Genomic DNA, 18,295 nt, shown 5'->3' on the forward strand with positions numbered 1-18,295 from the left:
CGACCCCGCCGACCCCCAGTGCGCCCAGTCCAGCGGATCCGGCGGCCTGCCCGCCCCCGCGAGCAGGACGTCCAGCCAGGCCGTCGCGGCGGTCGCCGCGGCGCACAGCACGGCGACCGCGATGGCGGTCCGCCTCAGGAGCCGCTCGGCCCGAGGCGCGGGTCGGGCGCTCCTCACCCCGCCAGCATGGCTCCCGCCGCGTCCCGGCTGCCTGGGATCGGTGTCCCTGGCCGCCGGGGACACCGGTCACCCGCCGGAACGGGTCCCGACCCGGGCCGCGTCCGCCGCCCGGGTCCCTGGCCGCCCGGGACATCGGGGACGGAACGTCGGCGGTGAGCGGCGGCGCGACCGGGCGCCGCCGCCTCGTCACGGGGAGAAGCCGATGACCGTCCACATCCGTCCGAGTTCCGTCTATCCGAACGATCCGGCCGATCCGGGGCCCGGCGGGCTGCTGCTGCGCACCCGCCTCACCGGCGCGGCCCTCGCCGCCGGCACCGCCGCCTGGATCACCGGCCTGCTCATCGCCGGGGACCGCGTCCACGACGAGGTCGTCCCCGTGGAGATCTGGGGCAGCATGGCGTTCCTGTTCGGCGTCCTGTCCCTGGTGGCGCTGGTGCTGTCCACGAACGCCACGGGACGCGGTAAGGGCCGCTACATCGCCATGGTGGAGATGGCGTTGTTCGTCCCGGCGCTGATCTGGTGCCCGCTGGCCATCGCCTACCCCGACGAGACCCCCGCCTGGGTGATCCCGTTCGACCTGTGCTGGCCGCTGTCGATGCTCGGCATGCTCGTCATCGGCATCGCCGTCGCGAGGGTCGGCCGCTACCGGGGGCTGCTGCGCTGGCACTTCCTGCTGTGCGGGCTGTGGCTGGTCGTCGCCGGCGTGGGGCAGGCCGTGCTCGGCGAGGAGGGCAGCACCTACCCGGGCACGGCCTGGCTCGGCCTGACCTACGGCGTCCTCGGCCTGCGCCTCGCCGTGACGCCCCGCATCGTCCTGCCCGCCACGCCCTGACCAGCCGGTCACCAGGGCGGCGGAACACGCCGATGAAGAGGCCGGTGGGTCGCCTCGAAGACGTCCGTGCGGGCGGACCTTCGACGGGAGCGGGGGCCCCGGACCCACCGGCACTCCGCGCCGACGCCGCCGCGGGCCCGCGCGCCAGCCGTGCCGCCGGCCCCGGCACCCCTATGATTCCGGGGTGACCGCCTACAGTGACCCTGACGTGTTCGGAGACCTGGACGCCTCCGCCCTCCCGCCGCGCCAGCAGCGGATGCTGGCCATGATCCGCGACTGGGCGGTCAGGTACGGGTACGCGCCGAGCACGCGCCAGATCGGGGACGCGGTGGGCCTGCGGTCGACGTCGTCGGTGTCGCGCCACCTGGCGAGCCTGGAGGACAAGGGGTTCCTGCGGCGCGGCAACGCGGTGTCGCGTCCGATCGACGTGCGCGTGTTCCTCCAGGAGCGTCCGCCGGGAGAGTCCTCCGACGGCCCGGTGACCGTTCCCGTGGTGGGGCACATCGCCGCCGGCGCGCCGATCTCCGCCGAGGAGCACATGGACGGCACGCTGATGCTGCCCCGCGAGATCACCGGGCGAGGCACCGTCTTCGGCCTGCGCGTCCGCGGCGACTCGATGATCGACGCCGCGATCTGCGACGGCGACATCGTCGTGGTGCGGCAGCAGCAGGAGGCCCACTCCGGCCAGATCGTCGCGGCCATGATCGACGGCGAGGCCACCGTGAAGGTGTACCGCCGCCGCGACGGCCACGTCCTCCTCGAACCGCGCAACCCCGCCTACGAGGTCATCGACGGCGACAAGGCCGTCGTGCTCGGCATCGTCGTCTCCGTGGTCCGCAGCCTCTGACGGGAGGGGCGGCCTCGTCGCCGCCCCTCCGGCCGGTCGTACCGGACGCCGAGCGCGCCGGGGTCTACCAGCCCGGCGGCAGTGACGTGAAGTCGGGATCGCGGCCCTCGGCGAACGCCGCCAGCGCCTCGGCGTTCGCGGGGCCGCCCATGAGCCGCGCGAAGCCGTCGTTCTCCCGCTCCCGCGCCCGCTGGATCTCCTCGCGGAGCGGCGCGGTCATGTCGCGCTTGACCTCCCGCAGGCTGGAGATCGGACGGCTCGCCAGGGTGGCGGCGACCCGCCGCGCCTCCGCCATCAGGCCGGCGGGCTCGCAGACCCGCCAGACCAGTCCCATCTCCTTGGCCTCGGCCGCCGAGATCCATTCCGCGGACAGCAGGATCCACGCGGCGTTCTGGCGGCCGACCAGGCGGGGCAGCAGGTAGCTCGACGCGGCCTCCGGCGCGACGCCCAGGCTGGTGAACGGGGTCTTCAGCCGCGCGTCCTCGGACATCAGGACCAGGTCCGCGAAGCCGATGACGGTCAGCCCGATGCCGAGGCCCAGCCCGTTGATCGCCAGGACCAGCGGCTTGTCGAACTCCGCCAGCGCGTCGATGAGGCCGATGAACCCGTGCTTGCCGGGCGTGAAGTCCGGGTTCGTGACGCGCTCGGCCATCTCGATCAGATCGGTGCCGGAGCTGAACGCGCGGCCGCCGCCGGTCAGCAGCACCACGGCCACCGCCGGGTCCTCGGCCGCGTCCCGGAGCGCTTCGGTGAGCGCGTCGTAGAGGGCCTCGTTGAACGCGTTGAGCGCGGCGGGCCGGTTGAGCGTGATCGTCCGGACGCGGTCGGCGTCCTCGACCAGCAGGATCTCGGTGCCCTCGGTCACTTCCGTGCCTCCGTTCCCAGGACCAGGTCCGCGCAGCGCTCGCCGATCATGATCGACGGCGCGTTGGTGTTGCCTCCGGTGACCGACGGCATGACCGACGCGTCGGCCACCCGCAGGCCCTCCACGCCGAGCACCCTCAACCGCGGGTCGACGACGGCGCGCTCGTCCGAGCCGATCCGGCAGGTGCCGGCCGGATGGTAGACCGAGTGGACGATGTTGGGCAGGAACCGGCGCAGTTCGGCGGGGTCGGCGTAGTCGGGCCCGGGCACGATCTCGCCCTGGTTGTCGCCGATGCCGTCCATCACCGCGCGGACCATCGCCATGCCCTCCAGCAGGACCTCGGCGTCCTTGCCGGCCGACAGGTACGCGGGGTCGATCAGCGGCGGGAGCGCCGGATCCGGTCCGGCGATCCGGACCGTGCCCCGGCTCTCGGGATAGATCAGCGTCGGGAACACGCTGAGGCCGGGCTTGCTGGTGGGCGGGCGCACCGGCTTGTCGCCGTCCTGGTTGGGGAACGGGTAGACCCAGTACAGCGCGTGCAGTTGCAGGTCGGGGATCGCGCCGGCCTGCGAGGTGCGGACGAACCCGGTGGCCTCGAACTGCGAGCCGCTGGCCCAGCCGGAGCGGCGCAGCCGCGCCTGCGCGAGACCGCGCATGAAGTAGGCCGGCGTCGGGCGCCGCAGTGCGGAGTCCATCCGGAACGAGACCGGGACGAACAGGTGGTCGTGCAGGTTGTCGCCCACCGGCAGGTCGGCGACGACCTCGATGCCGTGCCTGCGCAGGTGCGCGGCCGGGCCGATCCCCGACAGCTGCAGCAGCTTGGGCGAGTCGAACACGCCCGCCGAGACGATCACCTCCCGGTCGGCGGCGACGACGTGGCGGTCCCCGTCCGGCCCGACGACCTCGACGCCGGTGGCCCGGCCGCCGGTCAGCACGATCCGGGTGGCCCTGGCGTCGGTGAGGACGAGGAGGTTGTCCAGCGGGTCGGTGCGCAGGTAGGCGCGGGCGGCGGAGTAGCGGACGCCGCCGTCCGCGCTCAACTGGAAGACGCCGACGCCCTCCTGCTCGGGACCGTTGTAGTCGTCCAGGAACGGGACAGAGAGCCGGTCGGTCGCCGCGTCGATGAAGCTGCGGGACGCGTCGGTGAGGTCCTTCTGGCGGCGCACCCGGACGGGGCCGCCGGCCCCGCGAAGCTCGCCGGCGCCGTCCTCCCAGTCTTCGAGCCTCTTGAAGTACGGCAGGACGTCGTCGTACGACCAGCCGGTGGCGCCGTCCGCGGCCCAGTCGTCGAAGTTCTGCCGGTTGCCGCGCACGAACAGCATGCCGTTGACCGAACTGGAGCCGCCGAGCACCTTGCCGCGGGTCTGCGGGATCACCCGCCCCCACGCGGCCGTCTGCGGCACCGACTTGTACCCCCAGTCGACGAGCTTCTTCAGCTGCGGCGTGGAGAGCATCACCGCGACGGCGCCTGGGATCTCCAGCAGGTTCTTCACCCCGCGGGCGGTGTCCCGGCCCCCGGCCTCCAGCACCGCCACGCTCGCGCCGCTCTCGGCGAGGCGGCGCGCCACCGCGCACCCGGCGCTGCCCGCGCCCACGACGACGTAATCGGCCCGAACCACGAGCACCTCCGCGCACACCAGGGGTAGTGGACAGCTGTCCAGTCAGCGTTCCAGGCCCCAGAGTAGAACACGTTCTACCAATGCGCCACGCCGCCCCGCGCGGCCGCGCGAAGAGGCGACCCCTCCCCGCCGAAGCGCGAGGAGGGGTCGTCGGCCGGGCGGCACGGCCTCCACGACCGTGAAGCCCACCCATGCGCGGTCCTGCGGGGACTCGCCGAAGCCGATCCGCCCCGTTCCGCGGCAGCACTCGCACGCGGCTGGAACCGGCCACCGGCAGACGGGGACAGCGCCCGTCCGGCGTGGTTCCCTACGGCTACCCGGCAAGCGGGCGGGGCCGATCCAAGCCTTGGAGAGTCACGTGGAAACGACCAGTTCACGGATTCCGGAGACCTCGCCGGACGCCGTTCAGCGCACCGCCAGGATCGCCGGCGTCTGGTTCGTCCTGACCTTCGTCTTATCGATCCCGGCGGTGCTGCTGTACGACCCGGTCCTCAATGACGCGGACTACATCCTGGGAGCGGGCGCGGACGGGCGCGTGCAGCTCGGAGCGCTTCTCGAAATCCTCACCGCCGTCGCGAACGTCGCCACGGCGGTCGTGCTGTTCCCGGTCCTGAAGCGGCAGAGCGAGGGCATCGCGCTCGGTTACGTCGGCACGCGCATCCTCGAATCGACCGTCATCGTGATGGGCATCGCCTGCGTGCTCGCCGTCGTGGCCCTGCGGCAGGACCTGGCGGGCGAGGGCGGCGCCGACGCCGCGCTGATCGGCCGGTCACTGGTGGCGTTCAAGGACCAGACGTTCCTGCTCGGTCCCGCCTTCTGCGCGGGGTTCGGCAACGGGATCCTGCTGGGCTACCTGATGTACCGGTCGGGTCTGGTGCCACGGCCCATGGCGCTCATCGGGCTCATCGGAGGCCCCATCGCCTGCGCCACCGCGACGGCCGTCCTGTTCGGCGCCTACGAGCAGCAGTCCGCGGTGAACTTCCTGTTCACGGCACCGGAAATCGTGTGGGAAGCGTCATTGGGCATCTGGCTCATCGCCAAGGGCTTCCGCTCCGTCCCCGCGCCGCCCCCGTCCTCGGCCTGACGCCCAGGAACGAACCCGCCGGACGCGCTATGAGCGTGCGTAGCGAGCCGGGGAGACGCCCACTGCGGCGGTGAAGTCGCGGGTCAGGTGGGCCTGGTCGTAGTAGCCCAGGTCGTCGGCCAGCGACGACCAGTCGATGCGGGTGCCCAGGTCGGCGCGCGCGGCGGCCTCATGCAGGCGGGCACGGCGCAGCACCCACTTCGGGCTCGCCCCCACGTACTCGGCGAAGAGCCGCTGCAGAGTCCGGACGGACACGTGCAGCTTCTCGGCGGCCTGGTCGACGCGGAAGAGACCGGGGTCCGCGGTGATGCGTCCGACCATGGCCGCGGCCTGTTCGGCGACCGGGTCCGGCTCGGGCAGCAGCGGCTCCAGGAACTCCTCCGCCGCGCGGACCATCCCGTCGGTATCGGCGCTGCCGAGAACGGCCCGGTTGACCTCGTCGACGGCCGGGCCGAGCAGTTCCGCCGCCGGGATCCTGCGGTCGGCCAGGGCGCTGACCGGCCCGTCGATGAACGAGCGGAAGCAGCCCGGCCGGAACTTCACCCCCAGGACCTGGCCGCGCCCTTCGAGGCGGCGCACGAACAGGCCGCGATCGACCCCGTACACCAGCGCGCGGGGCTCCTCGAAGACGAGGTGGACGTTGGGATGGGAGAGCACCTTGGTCTCATACGGCTCTGCCGTGTGCCAGCGGACGCGCCAGTAGAGCTCCACGGACCGGGCCAGGGCGGGGCCCGGCAGGCGGCGGTCCAGATCGGCGACGGACGCGTTCATGTGCGGATACAGCACGCCGCGTCCCATCTCCCCCATGCGCACCAGAGTACTTTGGCGCGTTCCTCCAAGATCTGCCCCCGGCGGTCTCCGTAGCGTGGGGACCATGAACGACCTGCACGCGTATATGAAGGAATGCGCCACCGAGGCCGCCCGCGTCGCCCGCGGCGTGGACCGGGAGAGGCTGGCCGGCCCGACCCCTTGCGCCGAGTTCGACCTGCGGGCGCTGGTGAACCACTGGGTGGTCTTCACCTCGCACGGGCTTGAGCGCCGCGCGCTGCGCGAGCAGCTTCCGGAACAGCTCATCGAACGCGACTTCACCGCCGACCCGGCCTGGGCGGAGGAGTACGCCGCCCAGCTCGACCGGGCGGTGGCGGCCTGGGCCGACCCCGCCGTATGGGAGGGCGAGATCGATCTGGGGTCCGCGGCGTCGCCCGCGTCCGAGGTCGCCTCGCTGCTCATCCTGGAGACGGCCCTGCACGGCTTCGACGTGGCGGCCGCGACCGGGCAGGAGTTCGGCGTCTCCGCCGAGGCCGGGGAGTTCCTGCTGGGCGTCGTCGAGGAGCAGGCCGAGCTGTACCGGCAGTACGACGGGTTCGCCGACCCGGTGCCGGTGGACGCGGACGCTCCGGCGTTCCGGCGGGCGGTCGCGCTCTCCGGCCGCGACCCCGGCTGGACGCCCCCGGCCTGACCTTTCACCGTTCGGCGACGGCCCCGCGTCCGCTGCGAAGTGCCCTGACGCGGGGCCGCCGCCGGGCGCGGGGCCGGGGCGTGATGTTGGGTCTTGACGGATCTCCGGAGGGTGATGAGACTCCCAGCATGGGAGCGCTCCCATGCGGTGGGCGCGTCCCCCACCCCCGAGACCCTGGAGTACCGGATGAGACGACGCATCGGGATGCTCGCCGCCGCCACGGCGGGCATCGTCGCGGTCCTCGCGGCACCGGCGCCGGCGCAGGCGTTAGGGCACGACGATCCGCTGAAGCGGAAGGCCACGTTCTATGTCGAGCCGGACGGCAACGCCGCACGGCAGGCCGAGATCTGGGCGGCCGAAGGACGCGATGACGACGCCGCGCACATGCGGGCCCTGTCCAAGGTCTCGCAGGCGGTCTGGTTCACCGGCGGCACCCCCGCCGAGGTGCGGGCGGCCGTGCGGCGGACGATGGTCGGCGCCGCCCGGCAGCACGCCGTTCCGGTGCTCGTGGCGTACTACGTGCCGGGCCGGGACTGCTCGCAGTACTCGGCGGGCGGCGCCGCGAACGAGGCCGCCTACCGCGCCTGGATCGACGCCTTCGCCCGGGGGATCGGCGGCGCCCGCGCCGTGGTGATCGTCGAGCCGGACGGGCTGGCGCTGCTGTCCAGCGAACCGTGGTGCAACGAGGGCGGCGGCGGTACCACCGGCACCCCCGAGGACCCCGCCCGGGTCGACGAGCGGTTCCGCGAGATCAACTACGCGGTCGACACCCTCCAGCGGCTGCCGCGCACCGGCGTCTACGTGGACTCCGGGCACTCCGACTGGCAGCCGCTCGACGACTACGACGCCGGGTACGGCGAACCGCGCGCCCAGCTCGGCATGGCGAGCCGCCTCCTCAAGGGCGGCATCGCCAAGGCCGACGGGTTCGCGCTGAACGTCTCCAACTACCGCGCCACCGACGAACTGGTCGCGTACGGCACCCGGCTGTCCAAGTGCCTGCGCTTCCGCCAGACGACGGGCGCGGCCGGCTGCTCCGACGCCGACCTGGCCACCGTCCCGGACGACCCGCGCAAGCTCACGCACTTCGTCCTGGACACCAGCCGCAACGGCCAGGGGCCGTGGACGCCTCCGGCCGGCCAGTACTCCGACCCGCAGGTGTGGTGCAACCCGCCGGGACGCGGCCTGGGCTACCGGCCGTCGACCCGCACCGGTGACCCCCTGGTCGACGCCTTCCTCTGGATCAAGCGTCCCGGCGAGTCCGACGGCCAGTGCACCCGCGGCACCGCCGGCCCGGAGGATCCCGAGTACGGCGTGGTCGATCCGGCGGCCGGCGCCTGGTGGGCCGAGTACGCCCTGGGCCTCTCCCAGCGCGCGGTGCCTCCGCTCCGCTGACCGGACGCACCGCATCCGGACGTCCGGGCGCCGCCGCCCCTGGTCGCGGCGCCTGGACGTCCCGCGTTCCTCAGTGCCGGGATTCGAGGTAGCCGGCGACCGATTCGGCCAGCACGGCGCGCGCCTCGTCGATGTCGGTCCACGTGCTGAGCCGCTGCTCCATGTAGAGCCCGTGGACGGCGGCCGGCAGGAGGTGGCGCACGCGCTCCAGCCGGTAGGCGTCGACGACGAGCCCGCGGAACGCCCGCGCGTAGGCGCGCCGCCAGCGGCGGTCCCAGCGGTTGAGCTGCTCGGCGGTGCGCGGGTAGGTCGCGGTGAACTCGGCGGTGTCGCGGGGCAGCAGGCCGCGCAGGGTCGCCACCGCCCGTCCGGGAGGCGAGTCGAGCCCCGCCCAGAGCGCGTCGACGATCCGGGTCATCCGCTCGGTGACGGACCCGTCGTCCATCTCCTTCCACGGCAGCATGTCGCCCTGGGTGCCCAGTTCCTCCAGCACCGCCGCCCAGAGCCCGTCGACGTCCCCGAACTGGTGCTGGACCGTGCCCCAGGTGACTCCGGCCCGCTTGGCGACGAGGTTGGCGCTGATCTCGCCGCCGCGGCCGCCGTCGGCGAGCATGCCGACGGCCGTCCTGATCACCCTGGCGCGCGTCTCCAGACCGCGCCGGTTGAGCCGGGCGCCGCGCGCGTTGCGCGGGGCGCCGGTGACGCCGGGGCCCGCCGCGCCCCGCGGCTCCGCGTCCCGGCCGGTCGAGGGCTCGGTCACGGGCCGATTGTAGATCCGGCGGCGCGCCGAGGGCCGTCTCCGGCGCTCGATTTATACATAGAGACATCTATGTGATGATTGGCGGCGCCGGGCCTTCCGGTATACGGTCGGCGCATGACGAGCCGTTTCCCCGATGCAGGGGCGGTGGGCGTGGGCGGGTTCGTCCGCGACGACACGCCGACCCCCGAGGTGGACCGCCGGGAGGCGGTGATGGCGTCGCTGGCCGGAACCGTCCGCGAACTGGTCGACGCCACGATCCGCACGACGGTGGCCGACGACGAGGTGCACCGGGTCCGCGACGAGCTCGCCGCGCTCGTCGACCGGCTGCGCGCCGCCCAGCTGCCCGGCCCCGCCGGCATCAGGTACAACTCCGAGATGCGGGCCTGGAACTGGGGCAACGCGGTGGTCGGCGCGGCGAACGCGATCGCGCCGCCGCTGGACGTCGTCCACGGCCCGTCGGGGTGCCACGCCGACGTCGTCCTCGGCGCGGCGTACGAAGGGCCTCCCGGGCTGGTGCACGGCGGCGTCTCCGCGATGCTCCTCGACCACATCATGGGGGTGACGGCGTCCGCGATGCGCCGGACGACCTTCACGGGGACGCTCACCATGCGCTACCGGCGCGGCACTCCCCTCGGCCCGCTCCGCCTGGAGGCGAGCATCGTCCGCGAGGAGGGCCGCAAGGTGTTCGTGGTCGCGTCGATCTCCGACGCCGACGGGGTGACCGTCGAAGCCGACGGGGTGTTCATCCAGCCCGCGGGGACGCCGACCGCGGACGGCTGACGGCCCCCGGGCCGAGGGCCCGCGGGGGGCCGTGAAGCACATAGAGCCCGCTATGCCCCGCCGCTCAGGTGATGTCGCGGCGCATCGGGCGGACGATCGCGGCGGTCGCGGCCAGCGCGGTGTACGCGAGCAGCAGCAGCGCGCCCCAGGCGGGCGAGAGCAGCCGGACCGGGTCGGCGGACAGCTGCTCGGACATCGCGTCGGTGACGGCCGTGAAATCGGTCAGCGCGGCCGTCGCGCCGCCGGGCAGCCACGGGTAGAGCTCCCGGACGCCCGGGATCATCATCAGCGTCATCTCCCCCGCGTACAGGTAGCCGATCACCACGACGAGCGCGGCGGCCTGGTTGCGGATCAGCGCGCCCATGCCGATGCCGAGCAGCGTGTAGGCCACCATCGCCAGCGCGATGCGGGCGAGGATCCCGAGGACGTCGGCGGCGGGCATCCCCGGCGTCAGGCCGCGCGCGGCGGAGGCGCCGAAGAAGGCCGCGGCGGCCGTGCCCGCGAGGACGAGCCCGTAGGCGGCGCCGGCGGCGCCGTGGGCCAGCAGTTTCGCGGCGAGGACCCGCGAGCGGCGGGGCTCGAACAGGAAGGTGACGTCGGCGGTCCGGTGCCGGTACTCCGACGTCATGGCCAGCGTCCCGATCGCGGCGGGGACGAACGCGGTGTACCCGAGGATGCCGAGAAGGCCCCGCACGCCCTCCTCGGTGTCCAGCCCCGGCATCGGCGGGTCGAAGTTCTCCGGCCCGACGAGGGTCATCATCCCGACGAGGCCGCCGCCGAGGAGGCCGCCCGCCAGCAGGACGAGCAGCCACGCCCGGGTCGCCAGCAGCTTGCGGAACTCCGCCTTGACCAGCCGTGCCATCACGCGCCCCCCGTCAGCTCGAAGAAGAGTCGTTCCAGGTCGGGCTCCTCGGCGGCGAGGCCGTGGACGCGGACCCGGTGCGCGGCGGCCAGGTCGGCGACCCGGGCCGCGCCGAGGCCGTGCACCCGCAGCCGCCCCGGCCCGGCGGGCTCGATGCGCCGCACCGCCCCCTCCCGGGCCAGCACGCCCGCCAGGGCCTCGGCGTCCGGGGATTCGACGAGCACGGCCGGCGCGGTGCCGGCGATGTCCGCCAGCGGGCCGGCCGCCACCAGGCGGCCCCCGCTGATCATCACGACGTCGTCGACCAGCCGCCGGACCTCGCCGAGCACGTGGCTGGAGACCAGGATCGTCCGCCCCTCGCCGGCCAGGTGCCGCAGGAACGACCGCAGCCAGGCCGTCCCCGCCGGGTCCAGGCCGTTGCCGGGCTCGTCCAGCAGCAGCACGCGCGGGTCGCCGAGCAGCGCGGTCGCCAGGTTGAGGCGCTGGCGCATGCCGGTCGAGAAGCCGCCCGTCCGGCGGTGCGCGACACCGGCGAGGTCCACGAGGGCGAGGAGCTCGTCGACGCGGGAGTCGGGGTGGCCGCCCATCGCCGCGTACACCCGCAGGTGCGCGCGGGCCGAGTGGCCGGGGTGGGACGAGAGCGCGCCGAAGGCGGCGCCGACCGTCGACGTGGGACGCGGGATGTCCCGGTAGCGCCGGCCGCCGATGGTCACCGAGCCGGACGTGGGGACGACGTGGTCGACCATCATCCGCATCGTCGTGGTCTTCCCGGCGCCGTTCGGGCCGAGGAACCCGGTGATCCGGCCGGGCTCGACGGCGAAGCCGACCCCGTCCACGGCGGTGACGTCGCCGAACCGCTTGGTCAGGCCGGAGACCTCGACGCGCAGGCCGCCGGTCATGTCCGCGCCCCGATCGCGGCGCGGACGCGGTCGGCGAGCCGGGCCGCGTCCGGGTGGGACAGCACGATGCCGTCGAACTCGTCCCCGCTGATCGCGCGGTTCACGGTCAGGTGCAGGCCGGGGCGTCCGCGGCGCGCGGAGACGAGCAGCCGCGGGCCGCGCAGCAGGCCCCAGACGCCGATCTTGGCGAAGCCCGAGACGGCCAGCCCGCGGCGGGATCCGCGCGCGGCCCGCAGCGGCGCCTCGACGCGGGCGGCCCGGGTGACGGCGGCGAGCGGGACGGTCACCCGCCCGCGCCGCGTCCAGATCCGCTCCCAGGCGTCGAACTCGATGTCGACGCTGTTCTCGGCGATCGTCACTTCTGCCATGGCAGGGCCTTTCTCTACGGCCGGCCTTTCAGGGGCCGGCGTCGTCGTTCGGTGTCGAGGGGGGTGGGGGCTGTGAGGGCTGCGGGTCGAGGGGCATGAGCACGGTCGCGAGCAGCCGCGGCACCCGTCCCTCGCGCGGCTCGTTGCCGAGCAGCGGCTGGAGGAGTTCGCCGAAGCCGCGGGCGAACTCGGCGAACTCGGCGTCGTCCAGGTGCAGCACCACCTGCTGGTAGCCGACCCCGTCGGCGACCAGGTCGACCCGGTCGCGCGCCAGGTAGCGGGCGAACTCGGCGAGCAGGCTGGAGACGAAGACGGTGAAGTACCGCTCGTGGTCGGCGGGCGTCGCCGCGACCAGCGCGTCCCCCTCGAGCGTCGCGCCGCCGGGCGGCAGGGCGAAGACGCGCTCGGCCACGCCGCCGACCTTGCGCTCCTCCACCACGTCCAGCAGGCCGCCTTTGACCAGGGCGGCGAGGTGCCGGTACAGCGTCGCCTGCGGGACGTCCGGCAGCAGGTTCGCGACGTCGCGCGTGGTGCGGCGCCCGCCGGCGACCGACCGCAGGATCCGGATCCGCACCGGATGCAGCGCCAGCTCCGCCCAGCGCTCTTTGGATATGCTCACACCTGCATGTTATCACTATCGATAATGAGAATAGCCGCCCATGCGGCGCCGGCCGCGGACGACGCTCACAGCGTTCGCCGCGCTCTCACAGAAGGCGGAACGCGTCCCCCGCCCGCACCCGGCCCGGCGTCACGACCTGCGCGTAGACGCCGGCGCAGGGGCGCTCCCCGAACCCGGGCAGCGGCTCGACGAGGTTGAGCCGCGCGGGGATCTTCAGCGCGCCGGTGTCGCGCGGCAGCGCGCCGTGCTCCAGCGTCGGCACCGAGCAGCGCGGCGTCGGCGCCATGACGCGCAGGACGGCCTCGCCGACCAGCAGCTCGCGGCCGACCCAGGCGTTCTCGCCGAAACCCGGGCCGTCGGTGCCGAGCACGATGTTGGGCCGGTACCGCGCCGCCTCCATGACGCCGCGCTCCCCCGCCGCGGCGATCGCGTCCAGCGTCGCCGTGCCGACCAGGTGGACGGGCGCGAAGTCGACGAACGTGCCGGGCGGCGAGCCCTGCCCGAGCACGACCTCCTCGTCCTCCACCTCGGCGGTGACGCCCGCCGCGAGCACCTGGTCGGGGACGGCGCGCGCCAGCGTGGCCCCCTCGGGACGGGTGTCGGTGAGCACGACCTCCCGGCCGAGCTCCTTGGACAGCTCCGCGCCGGCGGCGGCGTCGCCGCTGCGCACCGTCCGGCCGTCCGGCAGGGTGATCCGGACCCCGTCGCCGTCGGCCACCGCCGACATCGTCAGCAGGGCGCGCCAGAGCCGGGGGCTCTTGGCGCTCGCGATCCGCCCGGTCTCGGCGTCCAGGAGCGCCCATCCGCGGTCACCGGCGACACCGGTCGAGGCGATCTCCGCCGAGGACAGCTCCTCCCCCAGCATCGACTTGACCGGATACCGCCACAGCGCCACGGCCGTTCCCGCCATCTCTCCCACGTCCCCTCCTGATCACCGAGCCGACGCATACGCTACGTCACCGCCCCGGACGATCCACTGCGCGGGTTCGACGCGGCTTCTCCGCTTTCTTGACGCAGGGTCCCCGAATGGCGGCCGGCCCTCGCCTTCAGGCGGACCGTTCGCACGCTGTTCCGGTCGTGGAGATCCCCTTGATCGAGACGGTGTACCGGACCGAGGACTCCCGTCGGCGGACCGGTTCGACCGCTGGCGGGAATGGACGGGGCGCACGCACTGCCCCGCCGACTTCCACGGGCACACCCGCACACTGCTGCTGGGCGAGCGGGTCAGGCGGCGGCTTCGCCCCGCAGCGCGGTCGCGAGGGCGGTGATGGTCTCCGGCGGGTGCGTCGTTCCGGGGAAGTAGGCGCAGACACGCTCGGCGACGTCGCCGAAGCGGTCCTTGATCTCGGCGGCGCACTCGGCCGGCGTTCCGACGACCGCCAGCGTCCGCGTCATCGTGTCGTCGATCAGGCCGATCATCGTCATGACGTCGCCGGTCTTCGACAGCGCGTTCAGCTCGGGTTGCAGATCGCCCCAGCCCTCGACGTCCAGGACGGGCTTGTACGCCGGAGTCGAGCCGTAGAACGCCAGCAGTCCCTTCACGCCGAAGGCCGCGGCCTCGATCTCGGCGGGGGTGCGGCCCATCGCGGCGATCGCCTGCGGGTACAGGTCGATCCGCTCGCGTCCCGCCAGTTCCAGGCCCTCGGCGACGGCCGGGAGGGTGCGCTCGCGGAAGTGCCGGCGGCTGTGGAACGGCATCACCAGCAGCCCGTCGGCGACCTCGGCCGCGGTCCGGGTCATCAGCGGGCCCAGCGCGCCGAGCAGGACCGGCGGCACGCCGTACGGGTTCGGCCCGGGCGCGAACGTCGGGGGCATGAGGGTGTGCCGGGTGAACTCGCCGCGGAAATCGAGCCGGGTGCCGTCCTGCCAGGAGTTCAGGATCGCCTTCACCGCGAGCACGGTCTCGCGCATCCGGGCCGCCGGCCTGCTCCAGGACGCGCCGTACCGCTTCTCGATGTGCGGCCTGATCTGCGAGCCGAGCCCGAGCCGGAACCGGCCCTTGCTCAGCAGTTGCAGGTCGTAGGCCGTGTTGGCCAGGTGCATCGGGCTGCGCGGGATCGCGATCGCGACGTTGGTCATCAGGTCGGTCGGCGGGACGTCCGACGAGCCGGCCGCGACGGCCAGCGGCAGGAACACGTCGTGCGGGCCCTCGAAGGTGAACAGTCCGTCGACCCCGGCGGCGATCAGCGTCCGGGCGCGCTGCGCCGCCTCGTCCGGCCTGCCGTCCAGCTGCACATCGAGTTTCACAGGCAGGTCTCCGTTCCAGGGGTGCGGGCGGCGCGCGCGCATACCGTGGTGAAACAGTGTGCCAGTCGCGTCGGCGCTGGAGTCTCCCACTGTGGGAGCGTCCATGCTGAGCGCCACGTCCGGCTGCGGCAGCCCGGCGGCGAGGACCCGGTCCAGTGCCGCGAGGGCGCGTCTCCGGCGGGCGATGTCGGCCTCCATGCGGGCGCGTACCCCGCACGCGAACCCGCCCGCCGGGTGGTGATGGCACGGGAGGTGGCCGACCAGGCGGCCATCGGGGCGGCCACCTCGGCGTGCGCGGCCCGGCTGATCGAGGCGGCCGGGCCGCCGACGACCCCGCGGCCGCCCGCGTCCAGCTCGTCACCTTCACGGAGGGGTGCGTGCAGGTGCTGCACCGCGGCGCCTACGCGGACGAACCGAAGACGCTGGCCCTGATGGAGGCGTTCATGGAGCGTTCCGTGCTGGTCATGAACGGCCTGCACCATGAGATCTACCTGTCCGACGTCCAGGAGACCGACCCGGCACAGATGCGCACGATCCTCCGCCACCCGGTCCGCCCCGCCTGACTCCTCACCGGGGAGGCGTCCGCCCGTCTGCCGGTGGGCGGGCGGGCGGCGGGTGAGGTCGCGGGGCCGAAGGTCCCGATCCGCCGGGACGGGCGGCCCTAATTGGCGATCGTCCGCCGAGGAAGGGTGGAAGCGACCCAGGGAGGTCGCCGATGTGGGTCATGGCCGCTGAGCCCCGGCCGCCGTGGATGTCGTCCACAACGCCGGGTACGACCCGACGGCGAGCACCCGTACCGTCCCGTAGCCGAGAGTGTGATGCCCGTGGACAACGCCGCGGTCAGTGAGACCCATATCGGTGTGGTCTTCTTCGCCGGAGACCGCGCCTACAAGGTCAAGAAGCCGGTGAGCCTGGGGTTCCTCGACTTCAGCACCCGCGAGCGGCGCGAGCGGGCCTGCCACGAGGAGGTCCGGCTCAACCGGCGGTTCGCCCCGGACGTCTACCTCGGTGTCGCCGACGTCCACGACCCCGACGGCGACGTCTGCGAGCATCTGGTCGTGATGCGCCGGATGCCCGCCGAGAGGCGCCTGGCCACGCTGGTCACGGAGGGCGCGCCGGTCCGGGACGCGCTGCGCGACACCGCGCGGATCCTGGCCGCCTGGCACGCCCGCGCCCCGCGCGCGCCGGAGATCTCCGCGCAGGGCACTCGGGACGCCGTCCAGGCCCGCTGGCACGACAGCTTCGACCAGGTCCGCCCCTTTCACGGGGATGTGCTCGACGCCGCGGTGGCCACCGAGATCGAAGCGCTCACCGACGAGTTCCTCGACGGACGCCGGGCCCTGTTCGACGCGCGGATCGCCGACGGCCGCGTCCTGGACGGCCACGGCGACCTGCTCGCCGGCGACATCTTCTGCCTGGACGACGGCCCCCGCGTCCTGGACTGCCTGGAGTTCGACCAGACCCTGCGCAGCCTGGACGCTCTGGACGACGCCTCGTTCCTGGCCATGGACCTCGAACGCCTCGGCGCCCCCGACCTGGGCGAGTACTTCCTCAACACCTACGCCGCCTTCGCCGCCGACCCGGCACCGTCGTCGCTGCGGCATCACTACATCGCCTACCGGGCCTTCGTCCGCGCCAAGGTCGCGTGCCTGCGCCACGGCCAGGGCGACCCGGACGCCGCCGCCGAGGCACGCGCCTACGCCGACGTCGCGCTGCGCCATCTGCGCGCGGGACGGGTCCGCCTGATCCTGGTGGGCGGCCTGCCCGGCACCGGCAAGTCCTCACTGGCCGGGGCGCTGGCCGACCGGCTCGGCTGCTCGGTGCTCAGCAGCGACCGCGCCCGCAAGGAGCTGGCGGGGCTGGCCCCGCTCGACTCCGCCGCCGCGCCCTACGGCACCGGCCTCTACAGCCCGGAATGGAACGACCGCACCTACCGGGAACTCGCCGACCGCGCCGCCGCACTGCTGCGGCTGGGCGAGACGGTCATCCTGGACGCCTCCTGGACGTCCAGCGAGCAGCGGAACCTCCCGGCCCTGGTCGCCGAACGCGAGCACGCGCACCTGTCGTCCCTGCGCTGCGAGGCCCCGCAGGCCCTCACCGTCGAACGGATCCGCGACCGTGAGCGCGGCGCCTCCGACGCCGACCCGGCCATCGCCGCCGCCATGCACGCGCATGCCGCGCCATGGCCGGAATCGACCCCGGTCGACACCAGCGGCACGCTGGACCACGCCGTCGAGCAAGCGCTGGGCATCGTCCAGCTGCACGGCACCGAGCACCGGTAGGACCATCACACATCGGCCGTTTCGCTCAGCCGGGGAGAAGGACGAGCAAATGGCAGGACGCCCGCCGGGTGGGGCGGGCGTCCTTGAAGGGGTGTTGCTGTTGGCTACTTGAGGAAGGGGAAGCGCTTGGCCAGGGCGGTGCCGCTCCACCAGCGGCCCAGACCCAGGGTGTCGCCGGCGCTGACCAAGGCGAGCCCGATGATCAGGATCGCGTAGACGATGTGGTCGTCCATGAACAGGTTGTTCTCCGGAGGAAGGACCGCCGTCCACATCATGACCAGCAGTGCCGCGCCGCCGACGGCGGCGATCCGCATCCCGATGCCCAGCATCAGCGCCGCACCGACCCCGGCCAGACCGATCATGAACAGCCAGTCCGCCCACGCCGCACCGGCCAGGTCGTTGTAGAACCCCGCGAACGGGCCCTTGGGCGCGTGCGCCAGGAACCCCTCGGTCGGGCTCCCGCCGTCCAGCCAGCCCTTCCCGGCCGGAGTCGCGTGGCCCAGACCGAACACCTTGTCCACGAACGCCCACACGAAGATCCAGCCCAGCGCCAACCGGGCCAGAGCCCAGGCGTAGCGGGCGGCGGGCGTCTCGGTCAGCGGCCTCGGCGCCACCACCTGGATCAGGGTGCCGCGCCCCGCATGCGTCTTGTGCTCGGAGACTGCCATCGCCGTCTCACCTTCCATCACATCGCCGGTTCCATCACCCCTTACTCAACCCCCATCGCGGGACGCGCTGTAGGTCCCTTCGGCGCACGATCAACGGGACAAAGGTCCCCGTATACAGCCGCTTGAAGGGACTGAAGGTCCTTCGCCACCGGGGCTCCGGCCTATCGGTCGTTGAGCGGAATCCGCCAGATCAGGATCGTCCCGCCGTCCGGGCGGGGTTCGGTGGTGAACGAGCCGCCGAGCTTTTCGGCGCGTTCGCTCATGTTGCGCAGGCCGCTGCGGCGGCCTCCTTGGGGGATGCCGACGCCGTCGTCCTCCACCCGCAGACACAGCACGTCATCGACGTCGATGGCGGTGACCTGCGACGCGCGGGCGTGACGCGCCACGTTGGACAGGGCCTCCCGGACGACGGCCTGCAGATGCTCGCCGATCTCGTCATCGACCGCGGTGTCCAGCAGCCCGTCCAGCCGCACCGACGGCGCGAACCCCAACTGCTCGGCGGCGGCGTCCACCAGCGCGTGCACCCGGCTGC

20 protein-coding genes are annotated in these 18,295 nt (G+C 73.5%); 8 read left to right on the plus strand and 12 right to left on the minus strand.

Annotated elements, in window-relative coordinates; translation table 11 throughout:
• Nucleotides 1-382 precede the first annotated feature (382 nt).
• Together ETD96_RS21860 and lexA are read left to right on the plus strand one after the other, a co-directional pair.
• Nucleotides 383-1,012, plus strand: a complete 630-nt coding sequence (locus ETD96_RS21860; RefSeq protein ID WP_138638334.1) for a hypothetical protein — start codon at nucleotides 383-385, stop codon at nucleotides 1,010-1,012.
• Between the two features lie 184 nt (nucleotides 1,013-1,196).
• Complete coding sequence (lexA, locus tag ETD96_RS21865; RefSeq protein ID WP_138638335.1) at nucleotides 1,197-1,859, plus strand: transcriptional repressor LexA; 663 nt, start codon at nucleotides 1,197-1,199, stop codon at nucleotides 1,857-1,859.
• A 64-nt stretch (nucleotides 1,860-1,923) separates the two neighbouring features.
• Here lexA and ETD96_RS21870 read toward each other — a convergent pair whose 3' ends face one another.
• Both ETD96_RS21870 and ETD96_RS21875 read right to left on the minus strand, forming a co-directional pair.
• Nucleotides 1,924-2,724, minus strand: a complete 801-nt coding sequence (locus ETD96_RS21870) for an enoyl-CoA hydratase/isomerase family protein (RefSeq protein WP_240807991.1) — start codon at nucleotides 2,722-2,724, stop codon at nucleotides 1,924-1,926.
• Nucleotides 2,721-4,343 carry a GMC family oxidoreductase gene (locus tag ETD96_RS21875; RefSeq protein WP_138638336.1) on the minus strand — a complete coding sequence of 541 codons (1,623 nt, stop codon included), beginning with the start codon at nucleotides 4,341-4,343 and terminating at the stop codon, nucleotides 2,721-2,723. Before ETD96_RS21875 ends, ETD96_RS21870 begins: the two co-directional genes overlap by 4 nt.
• 358 nt (nucleotides 4,344-4,701) lie before the next feature.
• On the opposite strand from ETD96_RS21875, the gene ETD96_RS21880 reads away from it, so the two are divergent.
• Nucleotides 4,702-5,427: a DUF4386 domain-containing protein gene (locus ETD96_RS21880; protein ID WP_138638337.1), complete on the plus strand. Its 726-nt coding sequence runs from the start codon at nucleotides 4,702-4,704 to the stop codon at nucleotides 5,425-5,427.
• A gap of 27 nt (nucleotides 5,428-5,454) precedes the next feature.
• On the opposite strand, the gene ETD96_RS21885 is transcribed toward ETD96_RS21880, so the two are convergent.
• On the minus strand, nucleotides 5,455-6,234 hold the full coding sequence (locus ETD96_RS21885) for a helix-turn-helix domain-containing protein (protein ID WP_138638338.1): 780 nt from the start codon (nucleotides 6,232-6,234) through the stop codon (nucleotides 5,455-5,457).
• A gap of 67 nt (nucleotides 6,235-6,301) precedes the next feature.
• On the opposite strand from ETD96_RS21885, the gene ETD96_RS21890 reads away from it, so the two are divergent.
• Nucleotides 6,302-6,886 carry a TIGR03086 family metal-binding protein gene (locus ETD96_RS21890; RefSeq protein ID WP_138638339.1) on the plus strand — a complete coding sequence of 195 codons (585 nt, stop codon included), beginning with the start codon at nucleotides 6,302-6,304 and terminating at the stop codon, nucleotides 6,884-6,886.
• A 114-nt stretch (nucleotides 6,887-7,000) separates the two neighbouring features.
• Nucleotides 7,001-8,278, plus strand: coding sequence for a glycoside hydrolase family 6 protein (locus ETD96_RS21895; RefSeq protein WP_205719388.1), 1,278 nt, complete (start codon nucleotides 7,001-7,003; stop codon nucleotides 8,276-8,278).
• Nucleotides 8,279-8,348: 70 nt separating this feature from the next.
• Here the strand turns inward: ETD96_RS21895 and ETD96_RS21900 are convergent, their stop codons facing one another.
• On the minus strand, nucleotides 8,349-9,038 hold the full coding sequence (locus ETD96_RS21900; protein WP_205719389.1) for a TetR/AcrR family transcriptional regulator: 690 nt from the start codon (nucleotides 9,036-9,038) through the stop codon (nucleotides 8,349-8,351).
• A gap of 114 nt (nucleotides 9,039-9,152) precedes the next feature.
• Between ETD96_RS21900 and ETD96_RS21905 the strand changes: the two genes are divergently transcribed.
• Nucleotides 9,153-9,818 (plus strand): PaaI family thioesterase, encoded by a 666-nt coding sequence (locus ETD96_RS21905; RefSeq protein ID WP_138638340.1) that lies wholly within the window; start codon nucleotides 9,153-9,155, stop codon nucleotides 9,816-9,818.
• Between the two features lie 64 nt (nucleotides 9,819-9,882).
• Here the strand turns inward: ETD96_RS21905 and ETD96_RS21910 are convergent, their stop codons facing one another.
• From ETD96_RS21910 to ETD96_RS21935, 6 genes are all read right to left on the minus strand, one after another.
• The gene (locus ETD96_RS21910) at nucleotides 9,883-10,680 is read right to left on the minus strand and encodes an ABC transporter permease (protein WP_138638341.1); all 798 of its coding nucleotides are present in this window, start codon (nucleotides 10,678-10,680) and stop codon (nucleotides 9,883-9,885) included.
• Nucleotides 10,680-11,579, minus strand: a complete 900-nt coding sequence (locus ETD96_RS21915; RefSeq protein WP_138638342.1) for an ABC transporter ATP-binding protein — start codon at nucleotides 11,577-11,579, stop codon at nucleotides 10,680-10,682. Before ETD96_RS21915 ends, ETD96_RS21910 begins: the two co-directional genes overlap by 1 nt.
• Entirely contained in the window at nucleotides 11,576-11,947 is a 372-nt protein-coding gene (locus ETD96_RS21920) for a hypothetical protein (protein WP_138638343.1), read from the minus strand. The genes ETD96_RS21915 and ETD96_RS21920 overlap by 4 nt, the downstream gene beginning before the upstream one ends.
• Nucleotides 11,948-11,975: 28 nt before the next feature.
• Nucleotides 11,976-12,566 (minus strand): helix-turn-helix domain-containing protein, encoded by a 591-nt coding sequence (locus tag ETD96_RS21925; RefSeq protein WP_138638344.1) that lies wholly within the window; start codon nucleotides 12,564-12,566, stop codon nucleotides 11,976-11,978.
• A gap of 85 nt (nucleotides 12,567-12,651) precedes the next feature.
• Nucleotides 12,652-13,476 (minus strand): MOSC domain-containing protein, encoded by an 825-nt coding sequence (locus tag ETD96_RS21930; RefSeq protein ID WP_138638352.1) that lies wholly within the window; start codon nucleotides 13,474-13,476, stop codon nucleotides 12,652-12,654.
• Between the two features lie 314 nt (nucleotides 13,477-13,790).
• A complete protein-coding gene (locus ETD96_RS21935; RefSeq protein ID WP_205719390.1) occupies nucleotides 13,791-15,011 on the minus strand; it encodes a TIGR03617 family F420-dependent LLM class oxidoreductase in 1,221 nt (406 codons plus the stop codon).
• Nucleotides 15,012-15,103: 92 nt separating this feature from the next.
• Here ETD96_RS21935 and ETD96_RS21940 point away from each other — a divergent pair, with 92 nt between their 5' ends.
• Both ETD96_RS21940 and ETD96_RS21945 read left to right on the plus strand, forming a co-directional pair.
• Nucleotides 15,104-15,376, plus strand: coding sequence for a GyrI-like domain-containing protein (locus ETD96_RS21940; RefSeq protein WP_171069166.1), 273 nt, complete (start codon nucleotides 15,104-15,106; stop codon nucleotides 15,374-15,376).
• A gap of 261 nt (nucleotides 15,377-15,637) precedes the next feature.
• Nucleotides 15,638-17,095, plus strand: a complete 1,458-nt coding sequence (locus tag ETD96_RS21945; protein ID WP_240807993.1) for a bifunctional aminoglycoside phosphotransferase/ATP-binding protein — start codon at nucleotides 15,638-15,640, stop codon at nucleotides 17,093-17,095.
• 104 nt (nucleotides 17,096-17,199) lie between these two features.
• On the opposite strand, the gene ETD96_RS21950 is transcribed toward ETD96_RS21945, so the two are convergent.
• Together ETD96_RS21950 and ETD96_RS21955 are read right to left on the minus strand one after the other, a co-directional pair.
• Nucleotides 17,200-17,763, minus strand: a complete 564-nt coding sequence (locus tag ETD96_RS21950; RefSeq protein WP_240807995.1) for a DoxX family membrane protein — start codon at nucleotides 17,761-17,763, stop codon at nucleotides 17,200-17,202.
• Between the two features lie 161 nt (nucleotides 17,764-17,924).
• On the minus strand, nucleotides 17,925-18,295 hold a 371-nt coding region (locus tag ETD96_RS21955), incomplete at its 5' end, for a sensor histidine kinase (protein WP_240807996.1).

Source organism: Actinomadura geliboluensis (assembly GCF_005889745.1).
Taxonomy (GTDB): Bacteria; Actinomycetota; Actinomycetes; order Streptosporangiales; family Streptosporangiaceae; genus Spirillospora; species Spirillospora geliboluensis.

What these genes read in the sequence shown, in the direction of transcription:
- ETD96_RS21860 (WP_138638334.1), top strand. Translation starts at nt 383, where the DNA reads ATGACCGTCCACATCCGTCCGAGTTCCGTCTATCCGAACGATCCGGCC.
- ETD96_RS21885 (WP_138638338.1), bottom strand. Translation starts at nt 6,234, where the DNA reads ATGGGGGAGATGGGACGCGGCGTGCTGTATCCGCACATGAACGCGTCC.
- ETD96_RS21890 (WP_138638339.1), top strand. Translation starts at nt 6,302, where the DNA reads ATGAACGACCTGCACGCGTATATGAAGGAATGCGCCACCGAGGCCGCC.
- ETD96_RS21895 (WP_205719388.1), top strand. Translation starts at nt 7,001, where the DNA reads ATGAGACTCCCAGCATGGGAGCGCTCCCATGCGGTGGGCGCGTCCCCC.
- ETD96_RS21905 (WP_138638340.1), top strand. Translation starts at nt 9,153, where the DNA reads ATGACGAGCCGTTTCCCCGATGCAGGGGCGGTGGGCGTGGGCGGGTTC.
- ETD96_RS21910 (WP_138638341.1), bottom strand. Translation starts at nt 10,680, where the DNA reads ATGGCACGGCTGGTCAAGGCGGAGTTCCGCAAGCTGCTGGCGACCCGG.
- ETD96_RS21915 (WP_138638342.1), bottom strand. Translation starts at nt 11,579, where the DNA reads ATGACCGGCGGCCTGCGCGTCGAGGTCTCCGGCCTGACCAAGCGGTTC.
- ETD96_RS21920 (WP_138638343.1), bottom strand. Translation starts at nt 11,947, where the DNA reads ATGGCAGAAGTGACGATCGCCGAGAACAGCGTCGACATCGAGTTCGAC.
- ETD96_RS21930 (WP_138638352.1), bottom strand. Translation starts at nt 13,476, where the DNA reads ATGGCGGGAACGGCCGTGGCGCTGTGGCGGTATCCGGTCAAGTCGATG.
- ETD96_RS21935 (WP_205719390.1), bottom strand. Translation starts at nt 15,011, where the DNA reads ATGGAGGCCGACATCGCCCGCCGGAGACGCGCCCTCGCGGCACTGGAC.
- ETD96_RS21950 (WP_240807995.1), bottom strand. Translation starts at nt 17,763, where the DNA reads ATGGCAGTCTCCGAGCACAAGACGCATGCGGGGCGCGGCACCCTGATC.